Origin of the sequence: Phytobacter sp. SCO41 (assembly GCF_003073275.1) — a bacterium.
In the GTDB taxonomy this organism is placed as follows: Bacteria; Pseudomonadota; Gammaproteobacteria; order Enterobacterales; family Enterobacteriaceae; genus Phytobacter; species Phytobacter diazotrophicus.
In genome coordinates this window covers 3,085,517-3,102,037 of the sequence record NZ_CP027225.1, presented here as the reverse complement: position 1 = coordinate 3,102,037, position 16,521 = coordinate 3,085,517, and the positions used below count along the sequence as shown (strand labels likewise).

Sequence of the window (16,521 nt, the reverse complement as noted above, 5' to 3'; positions counted from 1 at the left end):
CACGCATGTTTAAACACTGGCTACGCATCGTCATTGTGATCGCAGGGTGGATACTGGCAAACGTGTGTGCCAGCGCGCCAGCGCCACGCTACCTTTCCCCCTCAGCGCGGGCGCCACTCTACGCGGAACAGCCCTGGCCAAAAAACAGCTTCCTGGTGCTGGCGTACCACGACGTGGAGGATAACGCCGCGGATCAGCGCTATCTTTCCGTGCGCACCAGTGCGCTTAACGATCAGTTTGCCTGGCTGCATGTTAATGGCTACCACCCGATAAGCGTGCAGCAGGTGCTCGATGCTCACGCCGGCAAGAGTGTCCTGCCGCCGAAAGCAGTACTGCTGACCTTTGATGACGGTTACAGCAGCTTTATCAAACGTGTTTTACCTCTGCTCAAATCCTATAAATGGCATGCCTTATGGGCACCTGTCGGCATTTGGGTAGATGCGCCAGCCAATGTTCCGATTGATTTTGGCGGGCTCAAGACGCCACGCGATAAATTTGCGACCTGGCAAATGGTACGCGAAGCCAGCCAGTCGTCGCTGGTGGAGATTGGCGCACACACCTGGGCTTCGCACTATGGGCAACAAGCGAATCCGCAGGGCAGCCGCGAGCCTGCCGCGGCAAATCGCGGATTCAATGACGCCACCGGGCAGTACGAAACCGATAGCCAGTTTGAGCAACGCATGAGCGCTGACCTTGTGCATATCAGCCGGAAAATTACCGAGGTGACGGGACATTCACCGCGCGCGTGGGTCTGGCCGTATGGTGCGGCGAGTGGCACCACGTTGAGGCTGGCGAAGCAGCAGGGTTATCAGATGGCTTTTACCCTCAATCAGGGCCTGGCCAATGCGGCAAACCTGGACGACATACCCCGTATGCTTATCACCGGTAATCCGTCGCTTCGTGAGTTTGCCGACCAGGTCGCGCAGGTCAGAGAGCCTGAGTCTATGCGGGTTATGCACATCGATCTGGATTATGTGTATGACAAAAACCCCGCGCAGCAGCGTAAAAATATCGATGCACTCATCCAGCGCGTCTTTGATATGCATATCTCGCACGTATTTTTGCAGGCCTATGCCGACCCGAAAGGGGATGGCAATGTGCAGGCGCTCTATTTCCCGAACCGCTGGCTGCCGATGCGCGCCGATTTATTCAACTTTGTCGCATGGCAACTCCAGACCCGCGCGGCTGTGAGTGTCTATGCCTGGATGCCGGTGCTGGCTTTCAATCTTGATGCCTCTGTTCCACGTGTGATGGCATGGTCGCCGGGCGCCGGGCGGACAGCGCCTGACAGCAGGCACTATGCGCGGCTTTCACCCTGGAGCCCCGTGGCCCGTAAGCGGATCAACGATATCTACGAAGATTTGGCTCGCCATGCCAGCTTTCAGGGCATTTTGTTCCACGATGATGCGTTTCTGACGGACTATGAAGATGCCTCTCCGGCAGCGCTGGACGCGTATCGCGCTGCCGGGTTTCCTCACGACATTGCGCAAATTCGTGCCAATCCCCAATTACTTGAGCGCTGGACGCGCTTTAAAAGCCGGGCGCTGATTGATTTCACCGAACAACTCACGCAAACCGTTCGATCCATACGCGGCCCGCAGGTGAAAACGGCGCGCAATATCTACGCGATGCCGGTGCTGGAGCCAAAGAGCGAAACCTGGTTTGCCCAAAATTTGAATGATTTCCTTGGCACCTATGACTGGACGGCACCGATGGCGATGCCGTTGATGGAAGATATTTCGCCGAAAGACGCGAACGACTGGCTGGACAGGCTGGTCGGGCGCGTGGCCCGTTACCCTGGCGCAATGGAGAAAACGGTCTTTGAGTTGCAGGCGCGTAACTGGCGCAAAGGGGCAGGGCAGGACGGCATCAGTGATGAAATGCTTATCGGGTGGATGCAACAACTTCGGTTGAGCGGCGCCAAAAACTACGGCTATTACCCGGATGACTTCATTAACGATCAACCCCGGATGGCGGAGATACGCCCCGCTTTCTCATCATACTGGTATCCACAAAAATGACCGATCGCATCATCGCATTCCTGATCCTTTGCCTGATGTTCAGTTTTCCGCTCGGTGTGGCGGTGGTCTTTACGGGTGAAGTGATTCTGGATTTCGTCTTTTTCTGGCCGCTGTTTATGTCTGCGCTTTGGATGAGCGGTGGCCTCTATTTCTGGTTTCATCGTGAGCGTTACTGGCCATGGGGGGAAGGGACACCTGCGCCAACGCTTGCGGGAAATCCGCTGATTTCCATTCTTATACCGTGCTTTAACGAAGGGCTGAATGCGCGGGAAACCATCGAAGCCGCCCTGGCCCAGCGTTACGACAATATCGAAGTCATCGCCATTAACGATGGTTCGAAAGACAACACGGGGGCTGTGCTGGATCAATTGGCCGAAGAGTATTCGCGGCTGCGGGTCATCCATCTGGCGGAAAACCAGGGCAAAGCGGTAGCGCTTGCGGCCGGAGCCGCCGCGGCACGCAGTGATTTTCTGGTCTGCATTGATGGCGACGCCTTGCTGGATAAAGATGCGGCGGCATACATGGTCGCGCCGTTGTTAAATCATCCACGCGTGGGGGCGGTGACCGGTAACCCGCGTATTCGCACGCGATCAACGCTTATCGGGCGGGTGCAGGTCGGTGAGTTCTCATCAATCATCGGGTTGATCAAGCGAACCCAACGTGTCTATGGGCAGGTTTTTACTGTTTCCGGCGTCATTGCCGCGTTTCGTCGTCGGGCGCTGGCTGAGGTGGGCTACTGGAGCCCGGATATGATCACCGAAGACATTGATATCAGTTGGAAGTTGCAACTGCGCCACTGGTCCATCTTTTTTGAACCCCGTGCGCTGTGTTGGATCCTGATGCCTGAGACGTTAAAAGGGCTCTGGAAGCAGCGTCTGCGCTGGGCACAGGGTGGTGCCGAAGTCTTTATTGTCAATATGCGTCGCCTGTGGGGCTGGGAATATCGACGCATGTGGCCGTTGTTTATTGAGTTTTGTATGTCCAGCGTGTGGGCATTTGCCTATGCGATGACGATTGTGCTGTTTCTCATCGGGCTTGTCATCCCTATGCCTGATTCACTGCATGTTCAGCATCTCTTTCCACCCGCATTTACTGGCCTGATGCTTGGCGCCGTTTGCCTGCTGCAATTCGCGGTCAGCCTGTTTATTGAACGGCGCTATGAAAAAGGCATTGCGGCGTCGTTGTTCTGGGTTATCTGGTTTCCGGTGGTGTACTGGATGTTGAGCCTGTTCACAACCCTGGTGGCTTTCCCGAAAGTGATGCTGCGGCGCAAACGCAGCAGAGCGCGTTGGGTCAGCCCCGACCGCGGTATCGGGAGAATTGAACCATGATCGAACCGTTAATTTTTACTGAACAGCGTCTGTTTCCGCGCATGCTTGATGTGTTTTTAACGCTTGTTGCCTGGCTGGGATTTTGCTGGCTGATCTATAGCGGGCTGGTGGTGGCGATAAAACATGATCCCTTTATGGGCGTCCGGCCGTTTTATACCACGCTCAGCACCCTGAGCGTCTATCTGCTGGTGGCCTGTATGATCAGTCTGACACTTATCGGCTGGGCTAAATATAACCAACTACGTTTTCGCGTTGAGCGTCGTCGGCGTCGCCCCGGCCTTGAAGCGCATGAAGTGGCGGCAAGCTTTAATATCACACCTGAACTCGCGCAGGCGATGAGTCGGGCCCAGGTATTTACCCTTGCCCATTATGACACCGGTGCGATTGACCGTGTGTGGATGGCAAAAATGCTGGCAGAAAACTAGGGCAGTCTTGTCGGGAGAATAGATCCACGCCGAAGCGTGGATCTTTCTCAGTGGCCGGTGCCGTTATACGCTAAACGGCGCTAATTCAGAGCGCGCCTTCGCCTTCGTAAGCCTGACGATAAAGCTCGATGACCTGCTCTTTCGTCGCTTTTCGTGGGTTGGTTAACTGGCAAACATCTTTTTTGGCGTTCTCCGCCATAATGGCGAAGTCTTCCGGTTTAACCCCCAGGCTTTTCAGATCGGCAGGAATACCGACCTGTTTGCTCAGGCGACGAATGGCGGCAATCGCCCTCACGGCGGCTTCATCGGTCGACAGACCGGCGACTTTCTCACCCATGGCTTCGGCGATATCACGGAAGCGATTAAGGTTGCCGATAAGGTTAAATGATTCAACATAGGGCAGAAGAATCGCGTTACACACGCCGTGAGGAAGGTTATAGAAGCCGCCTAACTGGTGCGCCATCGCATGAACATAGCCCAGTGACGCGTTGTTAAATGCAATCCCGGCGAGGTACTGGGCATAGGCCATATTGTCCCTTGCCTTCATATATTCACCGTTGGCTACCGCTTTGGGCAGGTATTGCGTGATCATTTTAATGGCTTGCAATGCGGCGGCATCGGTTAACGGATTCGCCATTGTCGACACGTAGGCTTCGATAGCGTGCGTCAGCGCATCCATACCGGTTGCAGCGGTAAGGGAAGGGGGCATGCCGACCATTAATTCCGGGTCGTTGATGGAAATTTGCGGGGTGACGCGCCAGTCGACAATCGCCATTTTCACCTTGCGTTCCGTATCCGTAATAATACAGAAGCGGGTAATTTCAGAGGCGGTGCCTGCGGTGGTATTAATCGCCATCAGCGGGATCATATCGTTGCTGGATTTATCCACCCCTTCGTAATCGCGAATATTCCCGCCGTTTGCCGCAACCAGGCCAATACCTTTGGCGCAGTCATGGGAGGAGCCGCCACCGAGTGAGACAATCCCATTACAGCCATGTTCACGATAGCATTCGATGCCGGCCGCGACGTTTTTATCCGTGGGGTTTGGCTCTGCGCCGCCAAAAATATGTACATCGATACCGGCTTCTTGATAAATCTTCGCAACATTATCAGCCATGCCGCTTTTTGCCAGAAATGCATCCGTGACGATAAGGATTTTTTTCACATTTAACGTTTTTGCCAACGTACCGGCTTCCTGAACACTACCTTCACCAAATACATTGCGTGTTGGTAGAAAATAATATGTCGACATTGATCATCCCCTGTTCATAAATGTGATTGTTAGAGTGTCCATGACTGCTTTTAAACTCCTGGCAACGTATTCCTGCCGCAGAATAACGATACTCTGCTGATGCGAATAAAAGCGCTGACTGAACATGCGCAGGCAATGTTAAGGAAAAGCTGACAGGGAACAGTGAACAACCTCACAAAACACAGGGGTTTTTAACAATAAACATCAAATTTATTTACAGGGAGGGTTTCTAATTATCACTTTATGTTATTAACTTGTTGTAAAAGAACGGGTGAAAATGGCGGGTAGTGGGGCATTTTCTCTTTGTGATCAGAAAGCTTGCAGGTTTTGTTTAACATTGCAGAGAAAAGTTAAACGGGGCGACAAGGCGGTCGGTGTGTCGGTGTAGTGATGCGAAGGTGAGCATTACACACGCTTCGCTTGCTGCTTTAGTCTGCTGAGCGGATCTTTCGGGTGCTGAATAAAGTGCGCATGGTTGCGTTTAAGCCAGCGTGAAGACGTTTGTTTTAATCGCAAAGCAGTGAAAGGCGCTAATTAAAGCAAATGTCCGCTCTGAAAGAGGAAAGGCATTTCCAAAAAACGCCAAAGAATACATGATGTATACATTGAACGAGATAAATCTATTCTGTTATTTTTCTGCGTTATAAACCTGTTCGCTACCGATTTCCATATTGAGCTTGCTTATTATGGCGTGGGGTTGAAACAGTGATTACGCGCTGAGGGAAAATCACCGTTTTTATTGATCGTGGCGGGGGCAATATGAATAAAACTCACTGGGATGAAAGTGGCTTATTTCAGGCAATCCTCGACAAATGTCCCGTCGGAATAGCGGTAATTGATTATGACGGACATTATCTGACTGTTAATCCCGCTTATTGCGATATCTATGGCTATACGCAGCAAGAGATGTTGCATCACTCCTTCACCATGATTTTTCCAGCCGCAGATAAACAGGCTGTTCTGCAACGTCATTATCAATTTATCAAAGAAGGCACCCGCCTTGGTGGAGAGTGGCCTGTCCTGCATCATAATGGTTCGCAAATGACGGTCTTTTCGGAGTCCGTGACCTTTTATCCAGCCAAGGGACTGCCCGCCAGGCTGGTCTACGTTCAGAACATCACCGAACGCAAAAAGGCGCAGGAGCAAATGAAAATTGCGGCAGCCGTGTTTGATGCGAGCCAGGAAGCCATTGTCGTGACCGACTGCGACAATAATATTATTAGTATTAACCCGGCTTTCACCATCCTGACGGGATGGTCTTTGGAGGAGGTGAAGGGGCACAATCCTCGGGAATTTAAGTCGGGCCGCCATCCACGTTCTTTTTATACCGAGATGTGGCAGGCATTAAACGACAGCGGACAGTGGATGGGGGAGGTCTGGGACCGGCATAAAGACGGCACTGAATTTCTCAAAGAGCTGAGCATTTCGGTGATAAAAGATCCTGCGGGCAATGTGATTAATTACGTTGGCATGTTTTCCGACATTACCCTACGTAAAAAACAGGAAGAACTCATCTGGCAACAAGCAAATTATGATGCGGTCACCGGTTTGCCCAACCGTCATTTGTTTCAAAGCAAGCTTGAACAGGCGGCCCGCCACGCCTCGCGCACCCACCGTATCATGGCGCTGATGCTCATCGACCTCGATCAATTTAAATCGGTTAATGACAGTATGGGGCACCGGGCGGGTGATGAATTATTAGGCCGCGTGGCTATGCGCTTACTTGAATGTGCCAGTAACGCCGAATGTATCGCGCGCCTGGGTGGCGATGAATTTGCCATCATTATTCCGGACATTAACGATCCGGCGGAATGTACGGATATTGCCCGCAAGATTCTCCGTAAACTGGAAATTCCATTTACGATTAACGGCGAGACCATGTTTGTCTCGGCCAGTATTGGCATTTCTCTTTATCCCACTGATACAGAAAACCTCGAAGATTTATTCAAGAACGCCGACCAGGCGATGTATGCGGTTAAAAACGCGGGGCGAAAGAATTTCCGCTACTACTCCCGCGCCCTGCATGATGCGATTCATGCGCGTCTGCGGATGATGAGAAATTTAAGAAAGGCGCTCGAAGAGAGCCAGTTTGTGGTCTATTACCAGCCGATTGTCTCGCTCACCACGGGGCAGATTACCCGAATGGAAGCACTGGTTCGTTGGCTCCACCCGGTACAGGGGATTATTAGCCCGGATACCTTTATTCCGCTGGCCGAAGATACCGGTCTTATCGTCCCCATGGGCAACTGGATCGCAAAACAGGCTATTACACAACTGGCTTACTGGCGGCAAAAATATGACCCTCAACTCAAAATGGCTATTAATCTGTCACCAATACAGTTACGCAGCCAGGAGTTTGAAGATATCCCCTGGATTCGGGATCTACAGAATCATAACCTTATGGGTGATGCGGTCACCATTGAAATCACCGAAGGGTTGCTGCTTAATTCGGAAACACGCGTCAACCACAATTTAAAAATGATGCATCAGATTGGTATTCAGATTGCCATCGACGATTTCGGCACCGGCTATTCATCACTGGCCTATCTGAGAAAATTTAATATTGATTTTCTCAAAATTGATCGCTCCTTCGTGGAAGATTTAAAAGGGGTGGGGTTTGAACTTTGTACGGCCATTATTGCGATGGCGCACAGTCTGGGGCTCGGCGTGATTGCGGAAGGCGTTGAAACAGAGGAGCAGAAAAAATTGCTGATGGAACTGGGGTGCGACGCTATGCAGGGGTATCTGTGTTCGAAACCCTTGCCCGCCGATGAGATCGAAAAGCTACTGGCACCGTCTTATGTCCGATAACGCTTCTGTTTCATAAGGGGCCGCATTACGCTCACCACCCGCAATGTGAGGAATCCCCACAAAAATGCGAGCACGAACGGTCCCCTCTTCCTTGAGGAAGAGGGCCCGGGTGAGGGGGGAAATGCGGCTCTGATGGTCATTCCGTTCACCTTATGTTCCTTGCTTTTCTGTCGCAAAAGTGTAGGTGCCACGGCTGATAAACAGCCGCGATACCCTGATCATTATGATTTAACGTAGTCGCTGTAGGCGTTTTGCAAAACAATATGATCGGCAATATATTTCGCGTCATGCCAGACGCCGTAAATAAACGAAGAGGCACGGTTGACCAGATTCGGCAGGCCAAGGAAATAAATGCCACGCTCCGCTGAAATACCGCGTTTATGGAACGGCAGGCCTTTTTCATCGAAGGCATCCACCTGTAGCCAGCCGAAATCAAATTTAAATCCCGTCGCCCAGATAATGGTGGTAATACCGGCAGCGGCAATATCTAATTGCGCCAGCGGGTTGAGCAGGCATTCCGGGTCCGGCAGTAACGTCCACGCTTGCGGCTCCGGTGGCAGATCCAGCCCGTTGCGTTCGATATACGCGTCCGCATCGCGCAGTACATCAAAATAGGCGTTATCGCCCGCAGCGATATTCTCCGCCAGCCCCTCGGCAAAGCGCAGCACACCGTTATCCCAGCTTTGGGTGATGCCCACCAGCGTAATACCGGTATGCGCCAGGCGTCGGAAATCGACGGTTTTGCCCCCTTCATAACCGCTCACGGCAAAGGCAACGTGCTCTTTCTTCGGCTTTATTTTCACTTCATCCCACAGACCCAGCGCGCCCAGCCACCAGCAGTAATCACGGTCGCGATAACTGCGCGGTGGACGATAATGTTCACCGACTGACAGATAAACGTCACGCCCTGACTGGCGCAGCTCTTCGGCAATTTGCGTACCGGACGCGCCTGCTCCAACAACCAGTACGCCGCCTGCGGGCAGTTGCTGCGGATTTTTGTAAACCGAGGAGTGGATCTGATGCACCCCGGCGCTTTGCGGGACGATCTGCGGAAACGACGGTTTTTGAAACGGGCCGGTGGCGGCGACCACATTGGCGGCTTCAAATTCTCCGGCAGAGGTCACTACGTTGAATCCGCTACGTCCTGCCAGGCGAGTCACCTGATGCACCTCAACGCCCGTGCGCACCGGGGCATTAATCATACTCGCATAGTCTTCAAAATACTGTGCCATGCGCTCTTTGGGTGGGAAAGCTTCCTGGGAGATATTGTCGAATTGCAGCGACGGAAAGCGGTCGTGCCACGCAGGCCCGTTCGCCACCAGCGAATCCCAGCGTTCAGAGCGCCAGCGCTCAGCAATACGGCTGCGCTCCAGCACGACATGGGGCACGCCCATTAATGTCAGATGCTCGCTCATGGCAATACCGGCCTGACCTGCACCGACAATCACAGTATTGATTTTTTCTGTTGGCATAGTGAATCCCTAAATATAAGCGACCCTCGATATTTTTATCGCTACGCGGCATCGGGGCGGTATGAATGATAATCAGGCATTTTTAAATTCAGCGCGGCGCAATAGCCCGCGTGCATTTCTTCACGGTTTATTAATGTCTGGCTTCAACATTTAATATTTTCCCCAGACCTAAAAACCTATTGGCGATAATTAACATCGTGGCGGTGACGGCAATATAGATAACCGACAGGGCAGCGAGTGTTGGATCGGCAAATTCACGCACATAGTTGTACATCGCCACCGGAAGGGTCTGCGTTGCCTGGGTCGTAATAAACAACGATGCGGTAAATTCGTTAAAGGAGAGGATCGCGGCAAACAGCCAGCCGCCAAACAGGCCCGGTAAAATCAGCGGCACGGTGATGGTCCATACCACGCGCAGCGGCGACGCCCCCAAACTTGCCGCCGCCAGTTCAATGCGCTGCTCCAGGTTTTTTAACGACACATAAACACTGCGCAACACAAACGGCAGTACCAGTACGATGTGGCAGAAAATCACCAGTGGGTAACCGCGCCCGAGGTTGAGTTGCGACACCAGCATCAACAGCCCCAGGCCAATGGTGAAGTGGGGGATAAAGAGCGGTGACAGCAGAATGCCTTCCAGCACCTGCTTGCACGCAAAGGAATAGCGTTCAATGGCAATCGCCAGCGTGGCGCCGATGACCACCGCCAGCGACGACGCCCACGCGGTGACTATCAGCCCGGAGTAAAAACCGTGGCGGAAATCGTCATAACTCACCGCCCGCTCGAACCAGCGCAGCGACCAGCCTTTTGGCGGGAAAAACAACACGGCGGTGCTGCTGAACGAGGAGATAAACACCACGATGGTCGGCAGCATGACAAAAACCAGAATAGCGGCGACCAGCAGGCGGCCTGCCAGTATTGTCAGTTTGTTGTTAAGTGAACGGGTCATATCAATGTTCTCCCATCGCGTGCAGGAACCGGGTCATGCGTTTTAGCGCCATCAGCAACAGGATGGTCAGGATTAAACCGGCAATGCTCAGCGCGGCAGCAAACGGAAAATTCATTGAGGAGAACCCCAGTTGATAGACCATTGTGGCGACGGTGCTGACGCGTCCCCCGCCAATCAGTTGCGGTGTGGCAAAGGCGCTAAACGTCCAGGCAAACGCGGTAGTGAGGCTGGCGACGATGCCGGGGATGGACAGGGGGATCGTCACGGTCAGCAGGGCGCGGATTGGCCCCGCGCCAAGACTGGTGGCGGCTTTCTCATAATCGGGATTGATGTGCGATAGCGCGGTTGCCAGCATCAGCACCATGATCGGCATGGTGACATGCACCAACGCCAGCACCACGCCCGTTTGCGTAAACATAAACTGAATGGGTGTGGAGATAACACCCAGCGCCAGCAGCAGGCTATTGAGGAAGCCGCTGTTACCCAGGACGATAATCCATGAGTAGGTGCGCACCACTTCGCCAAGAAACAACGGCGTGATCGCAATAATCAGAATCGTGGATTTGACCCAGATTGTGCGGGTGCGCACCAGGGCAAATGCCAGCGGATAACTCATCAACAGGCCAAAAAAAGCGGTTTTGGCGCTCAGCATAACCGTGTTGATAAACGCATCGGCATAGACGCTTTTGAACAGACCGCTAAAGTTTGCCAGCGTAAATCCGCCCACGTCTAGCGAACCGGGGATATAAGCGCGCACGCTGAACTGCATCACCGCCAACATCGCGATAACCAGCCCGACGGCGGTTAGCGTCGCGGGAATAATGAACCAGGGTAAAAATGTCGGTTTTCTCGTCATAACGTGCTGCCTGAGTAATGTGCTGGCGCCAGAACCTGGGCGACGTGTTCGTCGCCCGGCAAATCAATGAGACATGATGTTTTCAGAGAACCACTGACGCCACTGCGCGGTTTTCTCCGCACGCAGTTGTGGATCGGTATTGATGGTGGCATTCCACTGGGCGGGGGTGGTCAGCATACCCGGCAGTTTTGCCAGTTCAGGATCGATATGGGCGTTGGTTACCGTTGGGCTACCGTGATAAATCTTCGCCACCTGCTCCTGTATTTCGGGCTGTAAGGCAATATTGATAAACTTATAAGCCAGTTCGCTGTGTCGGGTGCCTTTGTTGATCCCGATGGTATCAACGCCCAAAATCGCACCTTCTTTTGGCATTGCCAGTTTGACGTCCACCCCTTCGGCCATCATGTTGTAGGCGTTCATCGAGAGCATCACCTGTACCGGTGTTTCGCCAGTGGAGATCAACTGCTGACTGTTGGCATCATCGGTATAGAAGGATTTGATATTCGGGATCAGCGCCTTGAGCTTCGCCTGGCCTTGCTCCCAGTGCGCTGCGTCGCTGCCGGAGAGTTTGGCGGCCACTGCAATGATGTGGCTCGGATCCCAGTCAGGCAGCGCCAGCGTGCCCTTGAGTTCAGGTTTCCACAGATCGTTCCAGCTCTCGAAGGTTTCGCCTTTGGGGACTAAATCCGGACGGTAGCCGATGGTGTAAACGTAACCCCAGACGCCGAGGTGATAGGGGCTGACTTTGGCCTGCTGGACAAGGTTCGCGGCGTTGGGGATTTTGCTCATATCGAGTTTTTCAAACAGGCCGGAATTGGCATACAGATAGCCCACGTGCGCAGTCGTAAAGGTCACGTCAGTTTCCGGTGACCCGCCGGCCAGTTTGGCTTTATTAAGGCGATCGATGGTGCCGCCGGTAACAAACTGCACTTCCACGCCGGTCTCTTTGGTAAAGGCTTTCGCGATGGTTTCATCGATCAAATCTTTGAAGCCGCCGCCCCAGGTGCTGACAATCAGTTTGTCTGCGGCCATCGCATTTCCTGCGCTTAGCACACATGTGGTCAACAACGTTAAGGCACGAATTTTACGCAACATATTCTTATCCCCATCTATGAAATGGCTGTTGTGGCAGTCTGAAACCCGGCGCGCCAGAACGGTGCAAGCGGTGTTCCCCGGTGTGAAAGCGATAATGACGTGGTGAACGGATGGCGTAAAACAGCCTTTTCCTCGCCGTTGCATCGGAATTTCTGAGGCTAAAAAAGGCGCTGCTTTGCAACGGATTTTCTTAACCAGTGATAAGGATGAAGAGAAGAAGGGCACAACAAAACCAGGGGATTATGCTGTTATTTTTCATTTGGCATGATAACTGCATAAAAATTAGCACTATTAGAATGACTGGCGCGACATGATCGCGTCGGCGATCTCAGGAGAACCTGCATGCTCAGTCGCATTACCCAGCGTCAGCTGGAATATTTTGTCGCCTCCGGGGAGGCGGGCAGCATCATTGGCGCCTCAGAACGTATCCACGTTTCATCACCGTCGATCTCTGCTGCCATCACCCATATCGAATCTGAACTGGGCGTACAGCTCTTTGTGCGCCATCATGCGCAGGGCGTTTCGCTGACTGCCATCGGTCATCAGGTTCTGAAAGAGGCAAAGCTCATTCTGGAGCAGATGATGAATCTTTATACTATTGCCTCGGAGTCCATGAACAATGTGCGCGGCCCGCTGCGGGTAGGCTGCCTGGATACGCTGGCGCCGATGCTGACGCCTGAACTGGTATTCGGCTTTGGACGCGCCTTTCCCGGCGTGCGCATTACGCTTGTCGAAGGCAACCATGAACAGTTACTCAAACAGTTGCGCACCGCCGATATCGACATCGCGCTGACTTACGATTTAGTCCCCGCCAGCGATATTGACTTCACCGCACTGGCCCAATTGCCGCCCTATGTGATGGTGGGGGAACATCATCCGTTCGCGACCCACTCAGCGGTGACCATTGAGGATCTGGCGACCATGCCGATGGTCTTGCTGGATATGCCGTGGAGCCGCGAATATTTCCTGGGGCTGTTCAGCGAAGCGGGCGTTACGCCCAACGTGGTGATGCGCTCCAGCAATATGGAAGTGGTGCGCTCGATGGTGGCAAATGGCGTGGGATTTGGTATCGCCAACGTGCGGCCAAAAGCGCATTTATCCCAGGATGGCAAACGTCTGATTCGTGTGCGACTGGCAGGGGCGAACAGGCCGATGCAACTGGGTTACGCGACCGCAGCCCACACCCAGCACTCGATGGTGGTTAACGCTTTTGCTGAGCGCTGCCGCATTTTTATCTCCGATCAGTATATTCCCGGCATGGCGGCGCCGAGCTATTTCGATCCGCAGGTGGTACGGGTGGCGTGACACCGGGCGTGGCGACAACTTAGTAGCCACGCGCCGGGAAGACCTGGCCGGTCACCGGCTCGCCGCGTGCGGCGCGCTGGATGTTGTCCGCCACCTGTTGTGCGGCGCTGGCCGGAATGGCAACGGAGGCCAGATGGGGCGTGATGAGCACGTTGTCCATGCGCCATAACGGATCGCCCGGCGGCAGCGGCTCACGCTCAAACACATCCAGCGTGGCCTGCGCGATCTGTCCTGAGCGCAACGCCGCTGTCAGTGCCGCCTGATCGACAATCGCACCGCGCGACACATTGATAAAGGCGGCGCCACAGGGGAGGCGAGAGAGCCGGTCTGCGCTGAGCAGGCCCGCCGTCTGTGGGGTGAGAGGCAGCATCACCACCAGAATGTCGCTCTGGCTGAGAAAATCATTCAGCGAGGCCAGTCCGCTGCGACAGTGAATACCGTCGATGGCTTTAGGTGTCCGCGACCAGCCGCGCACGTCGAACCCCTGGCGTGCCAGTTCCCGTGCCGTATACGCGCCCAGTTCCCCCAATCCCAACACCCCAACGCGAATACCAGAAGGGCTGCGCGGGTGGAGGTAATGCCAGCGCTGTTCACGCTGCGCGCGCTCGAATGCCGGGATATCACGCGCGTAACGCAATACCGCAAAAAGCACGTAGCCTGCCATCATGCGCGCCATATCAGGATCGGAGAGACGAACAATCGGAACCGGCGGCAGATCGTCGCGCCCCACCAGTGAATCGACCCCCGCGCCGAGATTGACCAGTAACTTAAGATGGCGGTAGGGCGCAAAGAACCCGTGTGGCGGCTTCCATGCCAGCGCATAGTGCACCTCATCGGGGTTTTGCACTGTTTCGGCGCGGCAAATCGTCACGCCGGGCAAACGTGGCGCAAGAAGGGCCGACCATTCTTCGAAACTATCGAATTCGCTGTAAAATACTAAGGTGCTCATGCGCTGTGTGTCCCCATCAGATTGACCACCGCATCAATGGCCAGCTCGTAGCCCACCGCGCCCAGTCCGGCAATCACACCGGTTGCCGCTTTGGAGACAAGGGAGTGATGGCGAAATGGCTCACGCTTCCAGATGTTGCTCATGTGCGTTTCAATGATCGGGCCATCAAACATCAGCAATGCATCCAGTATGGGGACGGAACTGTAGGTCAACCCCGCGGCGTTGATAATTAACCCTGCGGCGTGCTGACGCGCCTCCTGGATCCAGTCAACCAGCACGCCTTCGTGGTTGCTCTGGCGAAAATGCAAAACCACGCCGTGTGTCCCGGCACGGCGCTGGCAGCGTTCGCCAAGACTGGCAAAGCTTTCGCTGCCATACGTGCCGTTTTTATCCAGGCCATATAAGTTGGCGTTCGGCCCATTAAGAAAATAGATCTGCTGTGACATGCACACTCCTGATTAAACGTGCGGATGGGTAGCGGTCATCGCCGGATGCGCATCAAAGAGGGCGAACCATGCGGCGGTAAGCGGGTGGCTGGCACGCCAGTTGAGTTCGGCAAAGCGAAAGTCGAGATAACCGAGCGCACAGCCGATGGCAATAAGGCCGATATCGTCGGGTTGAGCGCGAAAACTGCTGACCTGGTGTTCAATCTCTGCCAGTGCGGCGGTGACTTTTTTCAATTGGGCGTCGGCCCAGCCCTGCCACTGCTTTTCAGGCGGGCGCGCGGTGAACTCGTAGCGCGCCAGTAATGCTGCATCGATAATGCCGTCGCCCAGCGCCTGGCGTGCCAGACTTTTCCAGCGTGCCTCGGCGTTTTCCGGGTATAAATGGCCCTGCGCACGCGCGTTGAGGTATTCACAAATAACCCGGCTGTCATAGAGACAGAGCCCGTCTTCGGTACGCAGCGCCGGGACTTTTGCCAGGGGGTTAAAGAGGGCGATACGTTCGTCGCGCACCACCGGGTGCGCGGCGGAATCCAGCCGTTCTATCTCTTCTGCAAGCCCCAGTACGGTTGCGCACACCATCACTTTGCGAACATAGGCGGAGGTGGCGGCAAAAAAGAGTTGCATCATGACGCCACCTGCAGCAGCACTTTACCAATGTTGGCGTTGGCTTCCAGAATGCGATGGGCCTCTGCGGCCTGGTCTAAAGGCAGGGTTTGATAAATGCGCGGCGCGATTTTTCCGGCGGCGATCAGTGGCAGCAGATGTTTACTGATGCCCTGCGCCAGGCGTGTTTTCTCGGCCAGGCTTTTGGGGCGCAGGGTGGAAGAGGTCAGACTCAGCCCTTTGCGCATCACCTGTTGCAGGTCCAGTTCAATCTTTGCCCCCTGCATAAATGAGAGACTGACGTGGCGCCCGCCCGGTGTCAGCACGCTGAGATTGCGTGCCACGTACTCACCCCCCACATTATCCAGCACCACATCAACACCACGCTCCCCGGTTGCCGCCAGAATGACGTCGACGAAATCCTCGCCGTGGCGGTCAATGGCGCGCCATACTCCGAGTTGTTGCAGTGCGGCAATTTTTTCCGCGCCGCCCGCGGTTGCTATCACGCGCGCGCCGCACGCCTGTGCGCATTGAATAGCAAATGTTCCTACGCCGCTGGCTGCCCCGTGAATCAGCACGGTTTCCCCAGGCTGCAAGCGGCCCAGTTCAAACAGGTTATGCCACACGGTAAAGGCCGCTTCCGGCACGCCTGCCGCCTGCGGGAGAGGCAGGTTTTCGGGAACGGATAAACAGAGTTCGGCACGTGCCACACAATAATCTGCATACCCTCCGCCGTTGAGCAAGGCCATGACCGGGGTGCCTGGCGCGGGGGCGTCAACGCCTGCACCCAGCGCGACGACGGTGCCTGAAACCTCCAGCCCCAGCACATCGGTGACTCCCGGCGGCAGCGGCATGCCGTTGCGTTGCAGAATATCGGGGCGATTGACCCCGGCACTGGCAACGCGAATCAGCACTTCACCTGCGCCCGGTTGCGGCACCGGGCGCTGCACCTGTTCTAAGACCTCCGGACCACCTGGTCGGCCCGCAATTATGGCGTTCATCATTT

At 54.5% G+C, this 16,521-nt stretch carries 14 protein-coding genes; 5 read left to right on the top strand and 9 right to left on the bottom strand.

Annotation, left to right across the window (positions count from 1 at the left end):
• Positions 1–5: 5 nt before the first annotated feature.
• From pgaB to pgaD, 3 genes are read left to right on the top strand one after another with little or no spacing between them, the layout of a single operon-like run.
• Positions 6–2,021: a poly-beta-1,6-N-acetyl-D-glucosamine N-deacetylase PgaB gene (gene pgaB, locus C5523_RS15010; RefSeq protein ID WP_108701418.1), complete on the top strand. Its 2,016-nt coding sequence runs from the start codon at positions 6–8 to the stop codon at positions 2,019–2,021.
• On the top strand, positions 2,018–3,352 hold the full coding sequence (pgaC, locus tag C5523_RS15005; protein ID WP_108701417.1) for a poly-beta-1,6-N-acetyl-D-glucosamine synthase: 1,335 nt from the start codon (positions 2,018–2,020) through the stop codon (positions 3,350–3,352). Before pgaB ends, pgaC begins: the two co-directional genes overlap by 4 nt.
• Positions 3,349–3,777, top strand: coding sequence for a poly-beta-1,6-N-acetyl-D-glucosamine biosynthesis protein PgaD (pgaD, locus tag C5523_RS15000; RefSeq protein WP_039079270.1), 429 nt, complete (start codon positions 3,349–3,351; stop codon positions 3,775–3,777). Before pgaC ends, pgaD begins: the two co-directional genes overlap by 4 nt.
• An 85-nt stretch (positions 3,778–3,862) precedes the next feature.
• Here the strand turns inward: pgaD and C5523_RS14995 are convergent, their stop codons facing one another.
• Complete coding sequence (locus C5523_RS14995; RefSeq protein WP_039079269.1) at positions 3,863–5,029, bottom strand: iron-containing alcohol dehydrogenase; 1,167 nt, start codon at positions 5,027–5,029, stop codon at positions 3,863–3,865.
• Positions 5,030–5,788: 759 nt separating this feature from the next.
• Here C5523_RS14995 and C5523_RS14990 point away from each other — a divergent pair.
• Entirely contained in the window at positions 5,789–7,840 is a 2,052-nt protein-coding gene (locus tag C5523_RS14990; RefSeq protein ID WP_108701416.1) for a bifunctional diguanylate cyclase/phosphodiesterase, read from the top strand.
• Positions 7,841–8,061: 221 nt separating this feature from the next.
• Here the strand turns inward: C5523_RS14990 and C5523_RS14985 are convergent, their stop codons facing one another.
• The 4 genes from C5523_RS14985 to C5523_RS14970 form a co-directional block, all read right to left on the bottom strand.
• Entirely contained in the window at positions 8,062–9,312 is a 1,251-nt protein-coding gene (locus tag C5523_RS14985; protein ID WP_108701415.1) for an NAD(P)/FAD-dependent oxidoreductase, read from the bottom strand.
• A gap of 130 nt (positions 9,313–9,442) precedes the next feature.
• Positions 9,443–10,261 carry an ABC transporter permease gene (locus C5523_RS14980; RefSeq protein WP_108701414.1) on the bottom strand — a complete coding sequence of 273 codons (819 nt, stop codon included), beginning with the start codon at positions 10,259–10,261 and terminating at the stop codon, positions 9,443–9,445.
• Between the two features lies 1 nt (position 10,262).
• Positions 10,263–11,117, bottom strand: coding sequence for an ABC transporter permease (locus C5523_RS14975; RefSeq protein ID WP_039079265.1), 855 nt, complete (start codon positions 11,115–11,117; stop codon positions 10,263–10,265).
• A gap of 63 nt (positions 11,118–11,180) precedes the next feature.
• A complete protein-coding gene (locus C5523_RS14970) occupies positions 11,181–12,212 on the bottom strand; it encodes an ABC transporter substrate-binding protein (RefSeq protein WP_079496581.1) in 1,032 nt (343 codons plus the stop codon).
• Between the two features lie 342 nt (positions 12,213–12,554).
• Here C5523_RS14970 and C5523_RS14960 point away from each other — a divergent pair, with 342 nt between their 5' ends.
• Positions 12,555–13,517 (top strand): LysR family transcriptional regulator, encoded by a 963-nt coding sequence (locus C5523_RS14960; RefSeq protein ID WP_039079263.1) that lies wholly within the window; start codon positions 12,555–12,557, stop codon positions 13,515–13,517.
• A 19-nt stretch (positions 13,518–13,536) separates the two neighbouring features.
• Here the strand turns inward: C5523_RS14960 and C5523_RS14955 are convergent, their stop codons facing one another.
• The 4 genes from C5523_RS14955 to C5523_RS14940 are packed head-to-tail and all read right to left on the bottom strand — an operon-like array spanning position 13,537 to position 16,519.
• Positions 13,537–14,466, bottom strand: a complete 930-nt coding sequence (locus tag C5523_RS14955; protein WP_071194907.1) for a glyoxylate/hydroxypyruvate reductase A — start codon at positions 14,464–14,466, stop codon at positions 13,537–13,539.
• Positions 14,463–14,912 carry a type II 3-dehydroquinate dehydratase gene (locus C5523_RS14950; protein ID WP_039079261.1) on the bottom strand — a complete coding sequence of 150 codons (450 nt, stop codon included), beginning with the start codon at positions 14,910–14,912 and terminating at the stop codon, positions 14,463–14,465. Before C5523_RS14950 ends, C5523_RS14955 begins: the two co-directional genes overlap by 4 nt.
• Before the next feature lie 12 nt (positions 14,913–14,924).
• Positions 14,925–15,539 (bottom strand): glutathione S-transferase N-terminal domain-containing protein, encoded by a 615-nt coding sequence (locus C5523_RS14945; protein ID WP_108701413.1) that lies wholly within the window; start codon positions 15,537–15,539, stop codon positions 14,925–14,927.
• Positions 15,536–16,519 carry an NAD(P)H-quinone oxidoreductase gene (locus tag C5523_RS14940; protein WP_223878698.1) on the bottom strand — a complete coding sequence of 328 codons (984 nt, stop codon included), beginning with the start codon at positions 16,517–16,519 and terminating at the stop codon, positions 15,536–15,538. Before C5523_RS14940 ends, C5523_RS14945 begins: the two co-directional genes overlap by 4 nt.
• Positions 16,520–16,521 lie beyond the last annotated feature (2 nt).